This window comes from Paenibacillus crassostreae, assembly GCF_001857945.1.
GTDB classification, from domain to species: Bacteria; Bacillota; Bacilli; order Paenibacillales; family Paenibacillaceae; genus Paenibacillus_AQ; species Paenibacillus_AQ crassostreae.
Genome location: NZ_CP017770.1, coordinates 4,077,988 through 4,097,171, shown reverse-complemented (window position 1 = coordinate 4,097,171; position 19,184 = coordinate 4,077,988). Strand labels below are relative to the sequence as shown.

Here is a 19,184-nt window from a genome sequence, read left to right as displayed (position 1 = left end):
TAAAGGATGACTCAACATGGATTCCATTGCTTTTCCTATCGTCACTACTTCTGATACTCAACTTCCACTATTTCTAACAAGTGTAGGACACTGGGATCACCAGAATCCTGTTTCTCGTCCTGAAGGCTTTGATTGTTATCAGTGGTTACAAGTAATCTCAGGTGAGGGGCAGTTGATATTAGATGGGCACAACTATCCAGTCAATCCCGGTCAAGCCATTTGTCTATATCCCGATATACCACATCAATATCAAGCCACATCAGAGTCATGGGAATTAAATTTTATATCTTTTGACGGTAGTCTTTGTCACTCACTGCTACAACAAGCCGGAATCATTCAATCAGGTATTTACTCATTAACCGATAGTGAAATTACTATGGTGCATTTAGCACATTTACTAACCTTGGCTAGTTCAGAGCTATCCTACATTAGTGTAGAATGCTCAAAAATTCTATATGCTCTACTACTTGATTTAACTAAATATGTTTATACCCATAATGATCATGCTCAACAGAATGTCCTCCGATTACAGCCTGTTATGCAATACATGAAGGAGAATTGTCATCAATCTATTACTATCGATCAAATTGCAGCCTATGCAGGAATCTCTCCACAATATTTATGCCAGCTATTCAAAAAAACATTACATATTCGACCTATGGAATATATCAATCGGGAACGAATTACGAGAAGTAAAGAGTTGATGCTGCTAAACCCTTCTACAAAAATGCATCTCATCGCCAAAGAATCCGGGTATGAGCATCCCAGTTATTTTTGTACGATATTTAAACGACTAGAGGGTATGACCCCTGAACAATTTAAGAAATCACACGGATTGCACACATCTTGATTCTGCAAATTATTCATAACCAACAACAAAAAAGACCTATTCTCTGACGACATGTAGAGTAGGTCCTTGTGATATTACAAATATATTCGTTGATGTTCCTTACCAGATTGGTAAATACCTGAGATCATTTCCTGTGTCTTAAGTGCTTCTTTACCATCAATAAAAGGAGTTTCACCATTCTTCAACGCTTCATAGTAATCACGAATTTGTTTCATATGACTGACTCCCCAGTAGATCTTCACACCTTCGCCGTAATCGATCACTTCATTGGGATTCTTATCTACTGTAACTTCTTTGCCATCACTATATTTAATCGTCGCCTTATCAGCAACCATCTTAGCTATACCCTTCACACAATGTACTTCAATCTCTACTGGGGCATCATAACTATAATAATTGATAGCAAAGAAACCTCCAAATATACCATTCTTAAATTTGATGACTCCTTCTACGCTATCTTCAACTTCTATAATCTCATGTGCTCGATTTCCGATTTGGGCATCAACGTACTCGATCTCTTCACCTACAAACCAACGCATCAGATCCATGGTATGAATAGCTTGGTCTATAAGTACCCCGCCACCTTCTTTTTCCCATGTTCCTTTCCAATCACTTTGGCTATAATATTCGTCAGAACGGTTCCATGTAACCGAACACTTTGCTCCAAGTACTTGACCGAGGCTTCCATTCATAATGGCATCTTTAATTAACTGCGAACCTGGATTATATCTATTCTGAAAAATAACGCCTAGTGTAACTCCGTTACTTTCACATACATCTACCATTTCCCGTGCTTCTTCTGTCGTTATACTCATGGGCTTCTCTGTAAGGATATGTTTACCTTTGCTAGCAACATATTTCGTCATTGATGCATGCAAATAATGTGGTGTACAAATATGAACAACATCAATCTCTTCTTTATCTAACATTTCCTCATAATTTGTATAGAAATTACAATTATATTTCTCAGCAGCTTGTTTAGCTCGCTCTTCCTTGTTATCACATATTGCAACAAGTTCAGCGGTATCTGATAGCTGAATCGAACTAGCATGCATCGGAAAAATATTACCACAACCTATAATACCTACTTTAAACTTACTCATGATTGCGTCGCCCCTCATGTGATCGTTTCAACTACACTTTATGCTTGAACCGTTTCTAACCAAGCCTTTGCAATGAGTGCATGACCTGCTACTGTTGGATGCACACCATCCCCTGCCCAATAAGCTGGATCAACTTGCGTGCTGGCCGACGCGAATAGCCCATCCAATGGTACATATAACGATTTGAATTCACTTGCCAGCTCACGTATCGCTTGAATTTTAGGATCAAGATCCTCTCTCCAACTCTTGCGATCTTCTGGTACTGGTAAGCAAAAAGGTTCCACCAGAATAATCTTGGCATCTGTATGTTCATTCGTACGTTCAATCAATTGACGATAACCTTTATAGAACTTTTCTACCGAAGTCTCATCATTATTATCATAGTGGCGCCATACATCATTTATACCTATGTAGATCGATATCCATGCTGGATTTAATTGTATACAATCTTCTTCCCATCTGGTTTCAAGATCAACAACTCGGTTACCGTTTATTCCACGATTAATAAAATTAAGATTCTTTTTTGGATATTTTCGACCTAATTCTGCCGCTACAAGAAAAGCATATCCAGAACCTAGGCTACTGTCATTAGAATAGTCTCTCCCACAATCTGTTACACTATCCCCTATAAATAGAACAGTTTCATTATTTCCGATCGACAACATACACATTCCAACCCCTTTACGAATATTCATTCAATAAAATCATCTACTTTACTCTACACCAAAAAACTTGTCTGTTAAAGTTATCGCAAACGAGATTATGTTGAGAATTTCCCTCTATATTGACTTGAGCCAGATTTAGAATTTTGTTTATTAAATGTTTTACTTGGTTGCTTATTTTTTGAAACTACCGGTTTAATCGGTTCTGTTGTAATCAACATTGGATACGGATGATCCTTAACTACTGGAATACGCTTTCCAATCAATTTCTCTATATCACTGAAGTAAGACTTCTCTTCAAACTCACAGAATGAGATCGCGATCCCACTCATTCCCGCTCTACCTGTACGACCAATCCGATGTACATACGTTTCTGGAATATTAGGTAGGTTGAAGTTAATGACATGGGACAATTCATCAATATCAATCCCTCTTGCGGCGATATCCGTTGCAACAAGTACTCTAGTTGTACCCTCTTTGAAATTACTTAAAGCAAGTTGACGAGCCGTTTGTGACTTATCACCATGGATGGCTTGAGCTTGAATATCACCTTTAACTAACTCTCGTACTACACGGTTCGCACCATGCTTTGTCCGAGTGAACACAAGAGCGGAAGTGATTGATTTATTTTCTAAAAGATAAGTTAATAACTTTTGTTTGTTTCCTTTATCTACAAAGTAAACGGACTGTTCTATACGGTTAGCAGTTGAGGACACAGGTGTGATCTCCACTTTCACTGGATCAACTAAAAGTGACTTCACCATCTTGGATATTTCTGGAGGCATGGTTGCTGAGAACAATAATGTCTGTTTCTTTAATGGAATTTTGGCGATTATTTTCTTCACATCATGAATAAACCCCATATCTAACATCCGATCTGCCTCATCTAGTACGAATATTTGGACATGCTGTAAATCAATACATTTTTGATTCATTAAATCTATAAGTCGCCCTGGTGTAGCTACAAGAATATCGACTCCCTGTTGTAAAGATCTCTCCTGCACCTTTTGTGAAACCCCACCAAATATAGCACAACACCGTAAACGGGTATAACGAGCATATGCTTCAATATTCTCATGAATTTGAAGTGCAAGCTCCCTAGTCGGAGTTAGGATTAAAGAACGAATACGGTGTGGAACATTCCCCGCACCTTGTTGTTCGCTTAGTCGTTGTATTATTGGGAGTGCAAAAGCTGCTGTTTTTCCTGTTCCGGTCTGAGCACATCCTAATAAATCTCTTCCCGCTAAAACTGATGGAATCGCTTGCTCTTGAATCGGTGTTGGGGTTGAGTAGTTCTCTTCTTCTAGCGCTTTTATAATGGATGGTATCATCCCTAAATCTGTAAATGTCATAAAATCTCCTTTATCTTTAACCTATATATTTTTAAGTGGATATTATCATATAACCTTATATTATTAAATCAACTCATCAAACCTTTTAGTATAACAGTTCTATCGTGTATGTATCAATAAGATATTTGCTCTACCTCTATTACTTATGTCCTTGTGAAGTTCCTGTATTAAAAACGATTCTTTAGTGCACCTTAATCGAAAATAAGAAGGTGGGCGATCTATATGCATACTGTTTGGAAAGGCGCAATCAGCTTCGGACTCGTTCATGTACCCGTAAAAATGCACTCTGCTACAGAGGATAAGGATATTCATTTCCGTAGTTTACACAAAGAATGTGGAATGCCGATTTCATATGCTAAGAAATGTCAACATTGCGATAAGGAAATTGCATCAGTAGATATCGTGAAAGGCTTTGAATATGAAAAAGATAAATTCGTTATCGTCAAAGAAGATGAGCTTGAGCATATCAAGACAGAATCCGCTAAAACAATAAAAATACTTGATTTTGTTATATGGCTGGTTCTAGTGCTTATAGCCTTTTAGTAGAGGCCATTAATCAAACTGGAAAAATTGGCATTGCAAAAATATCCATTCGAAATAAAAGCAGTCTAGCAGCGATACGAGTCGTGGGTAATTGTCTTTGTCTAGAGACGATGTTCTTCCCTGATGAAATTCGCAATATATCCCAAGTCCCCAATTTACCAGAACAAACAACGGTTAATGATAAAGAGCTTTCTATGGCCAAAATGCTTATAGAACAGCTAAAAGAAACATTTGACCCAACAAAATACACAGATGATTACCGGATTCAATTAATTGAATTAATTGAGCAGAAGATTGCTGGTGAGAGCATAGAGGATATTGTAGCTGCACCCGCTTCTGCCCGAAGCAATGTAATAGACCTTATGGCCGCTTTACAAGCAAGTCTTGATGCGACTAAAAACCCATCAGGCATATCGTCACCCAAGAGAAAAAGAACATCTACACGTAAAAAGCCTAAGGATAACGTATCATGAATCACATGTCACTTCCCTCTATACCCATGGCCCCCATTACTTCTCCCAATATACCAACAGGATCTGAATGGGGATATCAAATCAAATGGGACGGAGTTCGAACGTTAGTTCGATTAGATGGTAACGGTGCAGTAGAACTTTTCTCGCGACGCCTAGAACCACGAAACGTTACCTTTCCTGAAATTGTAACCTTGTTAGAACCATTAAAGATTGGACCGTGTGTACTTGATGGTGAGATAGCTTACTTTGATGGAACTAGACCCAATTTTCAACGAGTACGTCTAGGGGTGCGGAAACGCACTTACGATGAATCGCTTATTTTTGTTATGTTCGATATACTATACGATAATTACGTCGATGTACGTAACCTACCGTTTCATGAGCGATATCGTCGACTATTAGCAAAATTTCCAACGAAAGATCCACGTCTATTCGTAACGGATCTATTTGAAGATGGACAAGCATTATGGGATTGGCTTAATGAACGTGAATGGGAAGGGATTATATCGAAACGCTTAGACAGTCCATATACCGAAGGTAAAAAACACAAAGATTGGTTCAAAAAGAGGAAAGAGGTTCGTCTCGTAGGAGATGTGGTCGGAATTAAATTAAGAAATGGGCAAATATCTAGTCTTGTATTGAAATACGAAGATCGGTACATAGGACATGTATCCGGATTGGATAACGCAACAAAAAAAGTACTACAAAGTTTTATGCAAGACCATCCTGGAGAATGCCCTTTTCCTTCACTATCGCAAGGCATGAAAAAATCTAAAATCGTATGGTTAAGTGTGCATTTCCCATGTAAAGTAACAGCCCTAGAATTTACAGACTCTGGTCTACTTCGCCAGCCTAAATTAATTGGATTCGGAGATCACGATGATAATTAATGGACGAACAAAAAAACAAGATGGTTGTTACTAACATCCACCTTGTTCTTGTATTAGAGTTTTGTTAAATTTTAACAATATATTTAATTATGCGAATGAAGGTTTGTGATCATTAACCGTTCCACTAAGAACTTTTATATACTCTTTATCGCTTCCTTCTATTGATGGCCCGACAAATAATATTTTCCCTTGTGACTTAGGAGTTTTAACACTCATACGATTTGCTCTAGATACTGATCTTCCTCTAGGTATAGATGTACTTCTAATAATTGTTGTCTCATCCTTCGCTACCCAAGGTCCTTTGGCGGGTAAATTATGCCGAGATTGCCTAACGTTGTCGTTGTTATTCATTTGGTTTCCCCTCCAACTAAATGCCTTATGGTACGAAGTAGTTCATCATTATATGAGACTATATCCTCTAGATTACCTTCAGGTATCATTTCAACACCTGATATGTGAACAGATAGGACATGCTCCCTACCTAAAGGATAACATAGCACATATACGTCCGCAACTTCCTTTCGTTTGAAGAACGTCCACTTACCACTATTATATACGTCGATCACATAAATCGTTTGTGACATTTGATCCAATTCATTAACATTAAATGGATAAAATTTCCCCCTTCCAACATTCCCGCCAACTTGTCGGATACCCTCGCTTCCACTTTTCTGCCAAAAGGCTGCACCAGTTACACGACAATTCACTGGTGAGATGAATGAGTTACGTACTGCTTCACTTAATGCATGATATTTCTGATCTTCTGGAACTGTCACATTACGATTGAACTCCCAAAAGAAGTGAAGAATACTCTGCTTTTGTTGTAGTTCTTCCTCTTTCTTCTTAAGAAGGAGCATCGGATCGATAAAATGTTTCTCTCGTTCAATAATATCCAGAATCTTTATGCAAGCCGCAGTAACCGCTGCTTCATAATTACGATCATTACGACACTCATATTCCAAAATTGTTAAACCTGCAAGATCTGAAAGTAAATGAAATTGAGCAACATTGACGCCCATAACAAGATCATCTCTTTGGGATACTTCTTGTGGAACAATGCAAAACACACGATTCCTTCTTAGTTTTCCCCAAAACAGACCCATTTCAAAGATTGTATTATCCCTTGTAATAAACACATGTTTTCCTCGAATTAGTGCAACATCATCTGGTGAAAATACAAATATTCCATAATCACTTTGATCTAGAATACGTTCTAATGATTCCATCGTATACTCATTGGCACTAAATGCCCCTGCAAACCAAGGCGTAACCTGAACCGATCTTCCGATTTGAGATTGTATCGCGCTAGCATATCTTATTGATTCCCTCGCTGATCCAATGAATAAATTAGGTTTCATAGTAATGGTAGACAACGGCATGTTCTCCTTTTATGAGGAAATAATAAAAATTCACAATATCACCCATTATACATTATTACCATATTTTAGTGAAGTTTCTATTTTAAGATGTTCTTTTCCGAATAAAATAGAACCTGCCACCCAGAAATCTCTAGTAGACAGGCTCTATTTATCTTTTACATTTATTTTCTTATTTTAATAAGGATCAGCTGAATGTCCTTTATTTTCTGCATCTTGCACACCCTCATCGGTATGGCTAGTTCCTATAGGTCGACCACCAAATTCGGTATCCGATTTATTTGACTGTATCCCATTTTTTATCCCTATCCCTAACCCTTCACCTACTCTACGACCATAATCCGGATCACACTTGGTGAACAAATCCGTCATTCCTTGTTGAATATGTTGGAGAGCAGGTTTCAGTGTATTCACTAGATTGGTAATGAGATCGTCACGTTCCCAATCTTCGAACTTCCGATATTGCTCACCTGCATATTTGAAGTTATTCGTACGATCAATGACTTGCCGAACTAATTCACCCTCCACGTGAGGTGTGTACTCTTTACCTATCTTCGTTGCCTCATGCAACCCACCTAGGGTTGAAGGTTCGTAATTGATATGTGGATTCTGTCCTGGCGCAATGTCTACACGATAATCCATTTGACCACCACGTTGGTTCGTAGCTACATGCTTTTTGGGAGCATTAATAGGCAATTGTAAGTAATTAGGCCCTACCCGATATCTCTGAGTGTCCGAATACGATAGTGTACGCCCTTGAAGCATTTTGTCATCCGAGAAATCAAGCCCATCCACAAGCACTCCGGTACCGAAAGCTACTTGTTCCACTTCAGCAAAATAATCGATTGGGTTCCGGTTCAGAACCATACGTCCGACAGGAAGAAACGGAAATTTATCCGTAGGCCACAGCTTCGTATCATCCAGAGGATCGAAATCAAGTTCTGGATGATCATCATCACTCATGATCTGGACACAAAATTCCCATTCTGGAAATTCACCGGATTCGATAGCCTCATATAAATCTTGCGTAGCATGATTGAAATTCTTACCTTGGATATCCTCTGCTTCTTGTTGCGTCAAGTTCTTGATCCCTTGTTTAGGTTCCCAATGGTATTTCACTATAACCGCTTCTCCCTGCTCATTCACCCATTTATAAGTATTTACTCCCGAGCCTTGCATTTGCCTATAATTAGCTGGAATTCCCCAAGGTGAGAACAAGAATGTAATCATCATTAATGCTTCGGGTGTATTCATAATGAAATCAAAAATACGTACTCCATCCTGGATATTCGTAACTGGATCAGGTTTAAAGGCATGTATGAGATCTGGAAATTTGATTGCATCTCTTATAAAGAACACTTTCAAATTGTTGCCAACTAGATCCCAATTACCATCCTCTGTATAAAACTTAACTGCAAAACCTCTCGGATCTCGTAATGTCTCTGGAGAGTGATTGCCATGAGTGACAGTTGAAAATCGAACAAAAACAGGCGTCTGCGTTCCTTTCTGTTGAAAAAGTTTGGCTCGTGTATACTTCGTGATAGGCTCGTCGCCAACCGTCCCGTATGTCTCGAAGAACCCATGAGCCCCTGCACCACGTGCGTGAACAACCCTTTCGGGAATTCTTTCCCGATCAAAATGAGTGATCTTCTCGATAAAGTCGTAATTTTCCATCGTTGTGGGACCCCGTCTACCAACCGTCCGCATACTCTGGTTATTATCAACGGGATGTCCCTGACGATTAGTCAATGTCATTTTATCTTCACCTTGAGCCATTCGTGGATCTGTTGGGCTTCCCACTCCTTGAACTGACTTTTCCAGAGCTTTTTTTTCCCACTTACTACTTCCGCTTGTTCCTTTGTCACTCACTCCGCATACCCTCCTTTAAATGTATCCATTATTATGCTCATCATTTTCCAGGGATATGCAATATTTAACAATTTAGTTATGTATAGTTTCGTATTACAAGCTAAAGGATTTGAAATACCGGCTTTTCGGAGATAAAATGAACAGGTATACTCGGAAATTCACTTTGGATCCAGTTCACCAGATATTTCATACCAGGCCATTCGCTCTCTGCATGACCCAATACTATAAGTGCTTTTTTTCTTTTTTGAAAAACAGCATCTCGTACATACTCAGGTGTTTCCCATTCAGGACCCTCTCCATATATGATTAAATCGAGATTCTCCCTTTCATACAATGGAATGACCTGTTCACCACCTCCTCTATACCCAACCAATAACCCTACACGTCTACATGGCATTGAGGTATCTCCAACAACACGAACCTGCTGAATATTCAATTTATTCTTCAGATGATTCGCTACTTCATGAACGGTCATGTTATCAAAATTCAGAATGGTAACGAAAGAAGTATGCTTCTCCACATTACCATTCCATTCCAATTCCTGTAGTAATCCCGTCATAATACCATCTGGTTGATACTTATGAATATGATCATGATATCGGAAAATAGCCATCCCGCTTTCTTCAATAAACTTTTGTTTCTCCCGAACCACTGGATCCTCTGCTGATAGTTGCTTATTTCCAAAGTGACTATAGAATAAACCTTCATGTGTAATGAGCAGATTAACACCTAAGGATTTCGCTCTTACGATCACATCATGACTCGCAACAAATGCCGTTGCAATACCTGTCACGATGTCATTCGGATCTCCGTAACATAGAACATCCACACCAGCCTCTATACGATCCACTGGTTCCTTCAAAGCTTGTAAGATATCAGATATTGTAGTACTCATATCCTTTTGAACCTCCCACTTCAATATATACTTATAAGGAATACAACAACCACACAACTACCGGCGCAACTATGGACCCTGCAATTGCAGACACACTCATTGCAACAGAACTCATCGAGACCGACTTCTCGCCATATTCAAGCGCCTTCGCTGTACCTAGTGCGTGGGAGGCTGTACCTAGCCCAATCCCGATTCCAACCTCACCTTTTATACGGAATAACTTTATGATTAAAGGTCCAGCGATAGCTCCTGTAAATCCTGCGACCATTACAAATACAGAGGTTAAGGATGGATCCCCTCCCAGATTACTTGATATTTCAATCGCCACCGCTGTCGTAATTGATTTAGGTAAAACGGAGAGAATATATAATTTAGGAAATCCTAAACTTATAGCCATCAATATTCCACTGAACATCCCTACAAAAAGTCCAATAATTGTCCCGCCAAGGATCGCCAGTAAATTATGACGTAGCACATACCGCTGTTTATATAATGGATAAGCTAAGGAAACTACGGCGGGTCCTAACAATTGGTTAATCCATTGGCCACCAATCATATACGTATCATAAGGAATATGTAAAAACAATATCAAGAGCACAACAGCAAGAGAAGCTGTAAGTGCAGGCATGAGTAAAGGAGTATGAAAACGACTATATATTAAGGACATGACAATATAAATACATACCGTGATCAGAACAATTGCCACTGCAGTTAAGATCATTAATTTTCAGTTCTCCTTTCTTTATGCCCGCTTATTTCCCCTTGTCCAGTATGCTTCCTACGTGCTAACCATTGACTGGTATGGGCTGCCGCACCAATCGTTATTGCTGAACTAACCACAAGAATAAGGATCATTACCAATCCTCTGCCACTAAATATATTTAAGTGATTCACAATCCCTACAGTGGACGGAATAAAGAATAACGGAAGATATAAGATGATGGTACTCGATCCATCCTCAATCCAACTTACTGGGACTGTCTTGAACAATAGCAGAACGAAGAGCAGTAGCATTCCTACAATACTTCCCGGTATGGGAAGATCAAGAAGCTTTTGAACAAACTCTCCTGCTAAATAAAATAGATATAACAGTACGACCTGAGCAATAATTCGTATGAATTTCATTATAGTAGAAGTTCCCTTCATGAATTGACCTTGTTGTTTACAATTAGACCGAACTCTAACATACTAACAGAATTTTCATGTTTTTTTCAATCTGTTTATGGAACTTTCATGGATTTTTGTTATAATCAATTCAATTCACATTTTAAATAATCTAGATATAGAAGAAGGGGACGTTTGAATTGTCAAAGATCATTAAAACATTAACTATTGCCGGAAGTGACTCCAGTGGTGGAGCAGGTCTTCAAGCGGACTTGAAAACTTTTGAAGAATATGGCACATATGGATTCAGCGCTTTAACTACCATTGTAACGATGGATCCTGATAACGGATGGCATCACAGTGTATATCCGATCGAAGCAACACTTGTCGCTGAACAGTTGAAGACCGTGTTCGCAGGTGGACCGGTTGATGCTATGAAAACGGGTATGCTGGGTAGTGTGGAGATTGTGCACGTAGTTGAGCAAGCGATTAAGAATAATAACCAAAGTAATGTCGTCATCGATCCTGTCATGGTATGTAAAGGGGAAGACGAAGTCTTAAATCCCGAGAGTGCTCAAGCCATCCGCGATTTATTGCTTCCATTGGCAACAGTAGTAACACCTAATCTATTTGAAGCTGGCGTGCTATCAGGTCTTGGTAAACTCTCATCGATCGACGATATGAAGGAAGCTGCTCGTCTCATTCATAATCTCGGTGCTCGTCATGTCGTTGTCAAAGGCGGCAAAGCATTAGATGGTGAACAAGCTATAGATGTCTACTATAATGGCACTGAATATACTGTCTTTACAGCGGACAAAATTGAGCCTGCAACCAATCATGGAGCCGGCTGCACTTTCGCTGCAGCGATAGCAGGTGGTCTTGCAAATGGTCTATCAGTCGATAAGGCGGTTGCTAAAGCTAAAGATTTCGTCTTAGCTGCGATTCGAAATGGTTTTGAGTTTAATGAATATGTAGGGCCAGTCTTCCATGGTGGATACCGTTTAGAACACTAAGGAATTTCATAACTAATACTCAATAATGGCAGTCCTGAAGGTGATTATTACCCTTTGGACTGCCATTTCATTATATCTTCTTATTTAATTTCCTTCTCCTAATAATAAAATACAAAATGACCAATATTAGTATAAGTATGATTGAAACGATCAGAATACTAATATTTTTTATCTTAGGAACATTAATCACAAGCTCGATTGGTTTAGGATCATCTAGAGCAATACGCCAAGTAAGAGCCTTCCCCTCTTCTACACTTGCATTATTGTCTCCAAATAAATCGAGTGGTAGCGTAATCCCAAAGTCAAAAGAAAACTGACGAAGAAAAAATCGAGTAAGCTGTTCAGGTAGCTCTAAAGCACCTATATTTTGCATTAGGTATGAATCATAAACGTCATGATCAAGTTGAGCAACAATATCATAAGTTGTATATAAAAGATGGTCGGTCTCAGACCTATCTATCTTTATCCCCTTAAAATCAAAGTCACTCTGCATCTCTGCCATCTCTTGAAACGAGGCATAAGATTTCAACAACTGATACTCGGTATTATCACCTGATTGGATTTTCTCAACCATAATCCCTAAGTCACTCAATGAAGTCTCAAGCAAGTGATCCAATTGCTCACCTACAAGTCCTTGTACCCGGTCATCTAATTGTAAATTCATGCTTAGATCGATACTTCCGTTCATGTTAACCGTTATATGCGCTGCCCCTTTAGCACAACCAGTTAGCAGAATCATCATGAAGAACAGTCCGATGAACGTCCTCCATCTCCTTTTCAATGTGATACCTCCTCATTACTATCAATGAAAAATATGATCGAATATTCAATCATCTCAGCATTTAATAGTCCTTAATTTCCTATTAGAAGCCCTAAGTATTATTATATATGTATGAGCCCAATATTAATATATATGAGCTTGGTAGCTATCATATTTGGAGGCTACCTACACTAAACAGAATCTCACAAAAAAGGAATGATGTTATGACACACTCCAAACTTGAACCCAAAGTACTAGACGTTTTACAAGATAAAATTCAATTGATTAAGACTGACGAAGGAGCGATATATCTTGTTGGTCCCATCCGACTCCCTGTAAATCTATACGGAGAGACAGTTATTTTTCAATGGTATTGTTGGCTCAGTGGCTGCCATTTGACGGAAAATTACCAGGAAATCATTGATCAGCTATCATCTGCGAATTTGGCAGAATTCCAACAGTCGAGTGTTCTCGTATATGGAGATTTTGCAAACGCGGATGATGCACTTATTCGTATGCATTCCATTTGCCATACTGGCGACATATTTGGTAGCAAAAGATGCGATTGTGGCTATCAGTTAAAGCAATCGATGAAGAACATTCTAGATCATGGGACGGGTGCGTTGTTTTATTTGGCGAATCATGAAGGACGTGGCATCGGGTTATTCAGTAAGGCGATGGCATATGTGCTTCAAGAGAATGGCTACGATACAGTAGAAGCGAACGAGAGCCTTGGATTTGTCGATGATTCCAGAAATTACGGGGATGCAATCAACGTTCTAAAAATTCTACGAACAAAACCTGTTACGCTCATGACAAATAACCCTAAAAAGCTAGCAGCAATGAAGAATGCCGGGTTGGTCCTATCTGGAAGAGAATCTATATGGGGCGACAAATCAGAATTTAATGAGAACTATTTGAATACTAAGATTCAACGTTCTGGACATTTGGAGGAGGATGGGATCTGCCCAAATGATTGACTACGTAAACTTGCTAGCTTCGTCAAGAAAGAAGGGTTAACTATTTTATTTTATATCATTGCAATTCTCGTTGTTATATCTGACCAACTTTCTAAATATTTAATTCGCACTTATATTGCCATTGATGAAGACTTTACATTGTGGGGGTTGCAACTCACACATATCGAAAATAGTGGGATGGCCGGAGGTTTATTTCAAGGCTATGGAGTGATTTTCGGCGTTGTGGCTGTTTTATTCGTGATAGGTGTTTTTTATATTCGGAGAACTGGTGAAATGAAGGGTGCCCTCATCGATAGTAGCTTCGGATTCCTTGTCGGAGGAGCCATTGGAAATGGCATTGATCGGCTTTTGTTTGGGCAAGTGACAGACTTTATCATTCGCACCAAGGGAGTTCTTAACATCGCCGACCACGCTATTGAGATGGGTGTGTTACTTCTTATTATTTATGGAGCAGTTAGCTGGTGGTTGATGACTTCAAAGCACAAGTAAAAGTAGCAGACGCTGTTTTATGGGTGACACCTGAATATAACGATTTGATACAGAAGGCAGCAATTAAAAATCGAGTTTAGGAGATTTAAATGTGATATGAGAAATTTCAAAGAAAAATTGACAAGTTTTATGTATGGAAGATATGGAATAGATCAACTGTATTATGCCTCATTTGTAGCATTTTTTATTGTGACTATCTTCAATACTATCATCGGCTCTAGTTTTCTTAATTTCCTAGTTTGGGTTATTCTGATTTGGATGATTTTCAGAACATTGTCTCGTAATATTTACAAAAGGCGTATGGAAAACGAAAAGTTTATGAGGATTTGGAACCCTATTAAAGCCAAAGGGTCGTTGAATATACGCAGAATCAAAGAAATGAAAACACATCGGTTTCGCAGATGTCCACATTGTAAAACCGTACTTCGTTTACCGCGAAAATCAGGAAAGCATACCGTTAAATGTCCCACCTGCAAACAAGAATTTAAAGTGCGCGTGATGTTGTAAATAGGTTAATTGCCTAGGCAACGTTGTATTCATATACATTTATCTTCACTACGTGTGTTCATGCTTGCCGGTTACCGTTTCAGAGCTTAAAAAGCACCTTGAAGGTGCTTTTTATTTGTGGAACCTAAACAGATTGAAAATCGGAAGTAAGCACAGATTCATTAAATCCTTTAAAGATGAGCCACACCGCTAGAATCATTTCATTAGCTGCTACTGCGATCGCAAAAATACCACCCCAAGTAGAAACTTGTTGAAATACACCGAACATTACTAACAAGGCTGAAATAAAAACGAGCGTTGCACCTGTCATCCCCAAGATGGAAATAAATCTGGGTACGAGCTTGGTTTTATAAAATATATAGCTGTACATTATTGTATTAATACCTAACAAGAACAGAGGCCCAAGCATAAAGGTCCAGTCATGTATTGCTTTTAATATTATACCTGAAGCTTGAAAAGAGATGGTATCCGGGGCTCCTGCTGCTACAAATTCCCTGCTTAGGGTCAATAGGGACAGTACGCTGATTATACCCACAGTAATGACAATCGCTTCAAGAAACCTGAAGCACACATGCCATAGAGCAATAGTCTCATTATATTTTCTTAAGATTGGGAACATTGTAGTTGCAGTACCAATTGCTGAGACGACAAGAAATAACTCCATCAATGCTCCTAATATGATCTGGTTGGCATGTTCGGAACCTTTAATCAGGTAATCAGGGCCGTTTAGGATAGGATCGTATAATAGAAGACCTATTACCGCCGTAACGGCTGCAAGTAAAAACAGTACTCCCACAATTTTCGCAGCAACTTTGTTTGAAAAATTCATTTTTAATCTCCTTTTTTATGAATAGATTTAATCAAACCATTTCTTTGCTCAAACATACGTTTTTTCCATCCAATCCTTAATTCCAAGTCCCTCTGATTCATGTAATTCTGCCACATCAGACATTGTAATCAGCGATCCATCTTTGATTGCTATGAAGCTGTCTAGAATCGATTCAATTTCCGTAATTTCATGGCTCGTCATTATTAATGTCTGGGATTCCAGGTCAACAAAAGAAATCATTCCTTTCACAATGGATTTTCGTACCATAGGATCAAGTCCAGACAACGGTTCATCCATTAAAATGTATGGAGATTCTCTGGCCAGGGAGAATACGATTTTTAATCGACCACGATTTCCTTTGGAAAGATCTTTAATTTTCTTATTCGGATCTAGTTGCATAAACTTCATGATTGCTTCGGCCTTAGCTATATTAAAATCAGGAAATTGTGATGCCTGGAAACCCATTGCTTCTCTTACTGTGAATATGGAATAGAAAGAATCTTGCTCCGACAAATAAGAAACGATCTTGCTAATTTTTCGATTAGCAGTCATTCCATTAACAGTTACAGACCCACTCGTCGGTAGAGTTAATCCGGCAATAAGCTTCAATAGTGTAGACTTCCCGCTCCCGTTCTCACCGACAATGCCAAATATTTTACCTATGGGAAGTGTGAGTGATATATTCTTAACTGCTGTCTGTTGGACAAATTTTTTAGTAACGTTAGTTAATTGAATCATTTCATTCTTCTCCTTTCTCCAATTTATTTAAGTAATCTTGTAACCCTGTGATGATTTCTTGTGAGCTGTATCCCATTTCCCGCATGATCTGGGCGAACGTTTGAATCTGCTCTTTTCGTAAAATATCACGTAGTCGAACCAATCGTTCTTCTTGTTCCGTAACGTATGTTCCTTGGCCTCTTCTCGTTTCAAGAATCCCCTCCCGCTCCAATTCACTATACGTACGTTGAATTGTGTTTGGATTGACACTGTATGTGACCCCCATGTCGCGGACTGAAGGAAGTTTCTGACCTGATTTCAACTCATTGCTAACAATCATCCGTTTGACCCGATCCGCTAATTGTAGATAAATTGGTTTTGATGTATTAAATTCATCCATTGTTACTTCTCAACCTTCCTATCAACGAGCCATACGCTCAAGTAAAATAATCCAATGAAACACATGAAGTGGTACAGATATTCACCTACATATACTTGTATAGGCTCTATTTGAAAAGTCGGAAAACTCATCCTCAAGTCTCCCCATTGCGTTAGATTAAATGAAACGAAATAGGCATCTATTCTAAATTTGATAATGACTGCCCCAAGAAGTGCTAACCAACTCCAACGTCCGATTCTATGTTTTATCGAGTGGTATAAAGACCAGAGAAATAACACCAAAACTCCAATCTGCATTGAGACAATCATAATATGAACAAATATTAACAAACCTGATATCCAAGTATCAGTCCAATATTGTTCAATGAGGTTGAACCTGGGAATGATCAACAAACTCGCCATCATATATAGAACGACTAAAGATACAACCATCATAATGAGCCCATTCAATACTTTACTTAGGAGTAAGGTCGTAGCAGATTGTGGATTATGCAGAAACAGATGCATCTGATTGGCTTCTGTTTTCAGACTGATAAACAACATGATTGGAAAATAAAAAATATGGAATAAAATAATGATTAGTAAGGGTGCAAAAATAAAAAAGGAATCACCCATTCTCATGACTAAATACAGCGATAATAAGAGTACTAGAAAATTTATTACTAGTCCTACTAAAAAAATAGTTCTTGTTAATCGAAAATCTTTTTTGAATAAAGCCGCCCAAGCCATCAAGTAGATCTCTCCTTTCTTGTTAAAATAAGCCATATAAATTGTATTAATGTTATAGTACACTAGATCATTAATTCATGTCAATAGATTAAATCTACTCATAATCTCAATTTGATTGGCGAATTAAGGCAAAATTAAAAGGCATGAGCCCGGTACAGTACCGGACTCATGCCAAACAAGTTACTTAATAAATTATATTCCTCAATCAGCGCGTCCATAATATTCTCTTTCACTAAAGACCGACTATCTGTCGGTAATATAGTAACATGTTTTTTTGTGTTGTTAATATTTACATGTAAATCCTTTTTATCAAAAAAGCCCTTTAGCCATACGGATGATCATCCGGGCGGCTAAAGGATCTTTTTTCTACTTTTGACTTATTATTAATTCCAGATCTCGTCAGCAATTTCTTTTATATACGCAATCTTGCGCCATTGCTGCTCCTCTGTCAGGTGGTTGCCTTCTTCCGTGGAAGCGAAGCCGCATTGCGGGCTCAGGCAAATCCGGTTTAAATCGACGTACTGCTTTGCTTCCTCGATACGATTCAGAATATCTTCCTTGCTTTCAAGCTCGCCAAATTTGGAGGAAAATAGGCCAAGCACGACCTGCTGATTGTCTTTCAGGAAGCGCAGTGGCTTGAAATCGCCTGCCCGTTCGGTATCAAACTCCAGATAGTAGCCGGAGTAGTTATTGATACCCAGAAGCGTTTGCACGATAGGCTCATAACCTCCGCCTACTCCAGCATAAGTCGAAACATAATTGCCTCGGCATACATGTGTGGTTACAACGAGATCATCCGGCAGACCGGATACTACTTCCTCGTTCAATTTCGCAAATTCTTTCGCATATTCTTCTACATTCACGCCGATCTGCTTCATAATTGCTATAAACTGTTCGTCGCAAAGCGCTCCCCACGTACAATCGTCGATTTGGATGCTGCGGCAGCCCGCTGCATAGAAAGCAAGTATCGACGATTTATAAGCTTTGGCAATATCCGAAACAAGCTCAGCCCGATTCGGGTATATGATCTTTGTGCTTTCCTTATTTTCTGTCCGGTCCAGTTCGAACAAGAATTGCGCGGCCGCTGGAATCGATTGACGCGCAATGACGTCCTCACCTGCAACTTCTTTTAAAAATGCATAATCTGCAACAAAAGGATGGCTGCTGTAACTTATTTTGCCTGTCAATTGAGTTGTTTCGGGTCTGGATTCCGCGCCGGTAAATTGATAGCCTTGATCAATAATTGTCCGTTCTACACCGTCAAATCCCCAGAAGAAGTCAAGATGCCACCAAGAGCGGCGGAATTCGCCGTCTGTTACAGCTTGAAGACCAACCTCTTTTTGTTTCTGCACGAGTTTAACGATTTCGTCGTTCTCTACTTCTTTCAGTTGCTCAGCGGTAATTTCACCGCTCTTAAATTTTAATCTAGCATCTTTCAACGCGAGGGGGCGTAGGAAGCTACCAACGATATCATATCTAAATGGTGTAACAATTCGCTTTTTAGGTTCGGTTTGGGTGCTCATATACTAATCTCCTCGTAAAATAATTTATAAAATTAGTATAGCATGCCCGATTGGCTATACCGATCTACCAATAAGCTATGACAGGTTATAGTTATTAGCTATAGCTAAGCTTTTGAATGCT

Annotated in this window: 20 protein-coding genes and 1 pseudogene; 6 read left to right on the top strand and 15 right to left on the bottom strand. The window is 38.9% G+C overall.

What is annotated here, in order from left to right; genetic code table 11:
* Nucleotides 1-16 precede the first annotated feature (16 nt).
* Complete coding sequence (locus LPB68_RS18935) at nt 17-850, top strand: AraC family transcriptional regulator (RefSeq protein ID WP_068656080.1); 834 nt, start codon at nt 17-19, stop codon at nt 848-850.
* A gap of 74 nt (nt 851-924) precedes the next feature.
* On the opposite strand, the gene LPB68_RS18930 is transcribed toward LPB68_RS18935, so the two are convergent.
* The 3 genes from LPB68_RS18930 to LPB68_RS18920 form a co-directional block, all read right to left on the bottom strand.
* Nucleotides 925-1,953, bottom strand: a complete 1,029-nt coding sequence (locus LPB68_RS18930) for a Gfo/Idh/MocA family protein (RefSeq protein WP_068656083.1) — start codon at nt 1,951-1,953, stop codon at nt 925-927.
* A 38-nt stretch (nt 1,954-1,991) separates the two neighbouring features.
* Nucleotides 1,992-2,618 carry an SGNH/GDSL hydrolase family protein gene (locus tag LPB68_RS18925; protein WP_068656085.1) on the bottom strand — a complete coding sequence of 209 codons (627 nt, stop codon included), beginning with the start codon at nt 2,616-2,618 and terminating at the stop codon, nt 1,992-1,994.
* A 95-nt stretch (nt 2,619-2,713) separates the two neighbouring features.
* Nucleotides 2,714-3,967 carry a DEAD/DEAH box helicase gene (locus LPB68_RS18920; RefSeq protein WP_068656087.1) on the bottom strand — a complete coding sequence of 418 codons (1,254 nt, stop codon included), beginning with the start codon at nt 3,965-3,967 and terminating at the stop codon, nt 2,714-2,716.
* Nucleotides 3,968-4,189: 222 nt separating this feature from the next.
* Between LPB68_RS18920 and LPB68_RS22435 the strand changes: the two are divergent.
* Both LPB68_RS22435 and LPB68_RS18905 read left to right on the top strand, forming a co-directional pair.
* Nucleotides 4,190-4,983 (top strand): annotated as a pseudogene (locus LPB68_RS22435) (Ku protein).
* Nucleotides 4,980-5,873 carry an ATP-dependent DNA ligase gene (locus LPB68_RS18905; RefSeq protein WP_068656093.1) on the top strand — a complete coding sequence of 298 codons (894 nt, stop codon included), beginning with the start codon at nt 4,980-4,982 and terminating at the stop codon, nt 5,871-5,873. The pseudogene LPB68_RS22435 and the gene LPB68_RS18905 overlap by 4 nt, the downstream one beginning before the upstream one ends.
* A gap of 87 nt (nt 5,874-5,960) precedes the next feature.
* On the opposite strand, the gene LPB68_RS18900 is transcribed toward LPB68_RS18905, so the two are convergent.
* The 6 genes from LPB68_RS18900 to LPB68_RS18875 form a co-directional block, all read right to left on the bottom strand.
* Nucleotides 5,961-6,224: a hypothetical protein gene (locus LPB68_RS18900; RefSeq protein ID WP_068656095.1), complete on the bottom strand. Its 264-nt coding sequence runs from the start codon at nt 6,222-6,224 to the stop codon at nt 5,961-5,963.
* The gene (locus LPB68_RS18895; RefSeq protein WP_068656097.1) at nt 6,221-7,252 is read right to left on the bottom strand and encodes a TIR domain-containing protein; all 1,032 of its coding nucleotides are present in this window, start codon (nt 7,250-7,252) and stop codon (nt 6,221-6,223) included. Before LPB68_RS18895 ends, LPB68_RS18900 begins: the two co-directional genes overlap by 4 nt.
* A gap of 174 nt (nt 7,253-7,426) precedes the next feature.
* Complete coding sequence (locus tag LPB68_RS18890) at nt 7,427-9,025, bottom strand: catalase (protein ID WP_068656682.1); 1,599 nt, start codon at nt 9,023-9,025, stop codon at nt 7,427-7,429.
* 193 nt (nt 9,026-9,218) lie between these two features.
* Complete coding sequence (locus tag LPB68_RS18885; protein WP_068656099.1) at nt 9,219-10,013, bottom strand: Nif3-like dinuclear metal center hexameric protein; 795 nt, start codon at nt 10,011-10,013, stop codon at nt 9,219-9,221.
* 31 nt (nt 10,014-10,044) lie between these two features.
* Nucleotides 10,045-10,734: an LrgB family protein gene (locus tag LPB68_RS18880; RefSeq protein ID WP_068656101.1), complete on the bottom strand. Its 690-nt coding sequence runs from the start codon at nt 10,732-10,734 to the stop codon at nt 10,045-10,047.
* Nucleotides 10,734-11,138, bottom strand: a complete 405-nt coding sequence (locus LPB68_RS18875; protein WP_068656103.1) for a CidA/LrgA family protein — start codon at nt 11,136-11,138, stop codon at nt 10,734-10,736. The genes LPB68_RS18880 and LPB68_RS18875 overlap by 1 nt, the downstream gene beginning before the upstream one ends.
* A gap of 179 nt (nt 11,139-11,317) precedes the next feature.
* Between LPB68_RS18875 and thiD the strand changes: the two genes are divergently transcribed.
* Nucleotides 11,318-12,130: a bifunctional hydroxymethylpyrimidine kinase/phosphomethylpyrimidine kinase gene (gene thiD, locus LPB68_RS18870; protein ID WP_068656105.1), complete on the top strand. Its 813-nt coding sequence runs from the start codon at nt 11,318-11,320 to the stop codon at nt 12,128-12,130.
* A gap of 70 nt (nt 12,131-12,200) precedes the next feature.
* Here thiD and LPB68_RS18865 read toward each other — a convergent pair whose 3' ends face one another.
* A complete protein-coding gene (locus LPB68_RS18865) occupies nt 12,201-12,911 on the bottom strand; it encodes a hypothetical protein (protein WP_068656107.1) in 711 nt (236 codons plus the stop codon).
* 203 nt (nt 12,912-13,114) lie between these two features.
* Here LPB68_RS18865 and LPB68_RS18860 point away from each other — a divergent pair, with 203 nt between their 5' ends.
* Nucleotides 13,115-13,870 (top strand): GTP cyclohydrolase II, encoded by a 756-nt coding sequence (locus LPB68_RS18860; RefSeq protein WP_068656108.1) that lies wholly within the window; start codon nt 13,115-13,117, stop codon nt 13,868-13,870.
* Nucleotides 13,871-13,912: 42 nt separating this feature from the next.
* On the top strand, nt 13,913-14,359 hold the full coding sequence (locus tag LPB68_RS18855) for a signal peptidase II (RefSeq protein WP_068656111.1): 447 nt from the start codon (nt 13,913-13,915) through the stop codon (nt 14,357-14,359).
* A gap of 631 nt (nt 14,360-14,990) precedes the next feature.
* On the opposite strand, the gene LPB68_RS18845 is transcribed toward LPB68_RS18855, so the two are convergent.
* From LPB68_RS18845 to LPB68_RS18825, 5 genes are all read right to left on the bottom strand, one after another.
* Entirely contained in the window at nt 14,991-15,695 is a 705-nt protein-coding gene (locus tag LPB68_RS18845) for a DUF4386 domain-containing protein (RefSeq protein ID WP_068656115.1), read from the bottom strand.
* A gap of 48 nt (nt 15,696-15,743) precedes the next feature.
* A complete protein-coding gene (locus tag LPB68_RS18840; RefSeq protein ID WP_068656117.1) occupies nt 15,744-16,433 on the bottom strand; it encodes an ABC transporter ATP-binding protein in 690 nt (229 codons plus the stop codon).
* Between the two features lies 1 nt (nt 16,434).
* Entirely contained in the window at nt 16,435-16,812 is a 378-nt protein-coding gene (locus LPB68_RS18835) for a GntR family transcriptional regulator (protein WP_068656119.1), read from the bottom strand.
* Nucleotides 16,813-16,814: 2 nt separating this feature from the next.
* Nucleotides 16,815-17,543 carry a hypothetical protein gene (locus LPB68_RS18830; RefSeq protein WP_157756160.1) on the bottom strand — a complete coding sequence of 243 codons (729 nt, stop codon included), beginning with the start codon at nt 17,541-17,543 and terminating at the stop codon, nt 16,815-16,817.
* A gap of 380 nt (nt 17,544-17,923) precedes the next feature.
* Complete coding sequence (locus LPB68_RS18825; protein ID WP_068656123.1) at nt 17,924-19,063, bottom strand: 5-methyltetrahydropteroyltriglutamate--homocysteine S-methyltransferase; 1,140 nt, start codon at nt 19,061-19,063, stop codon at nt 17,924-17,926.
* Between the last annotated feature and the right edge of the window lie 121 nt (nt 19,064-19,184).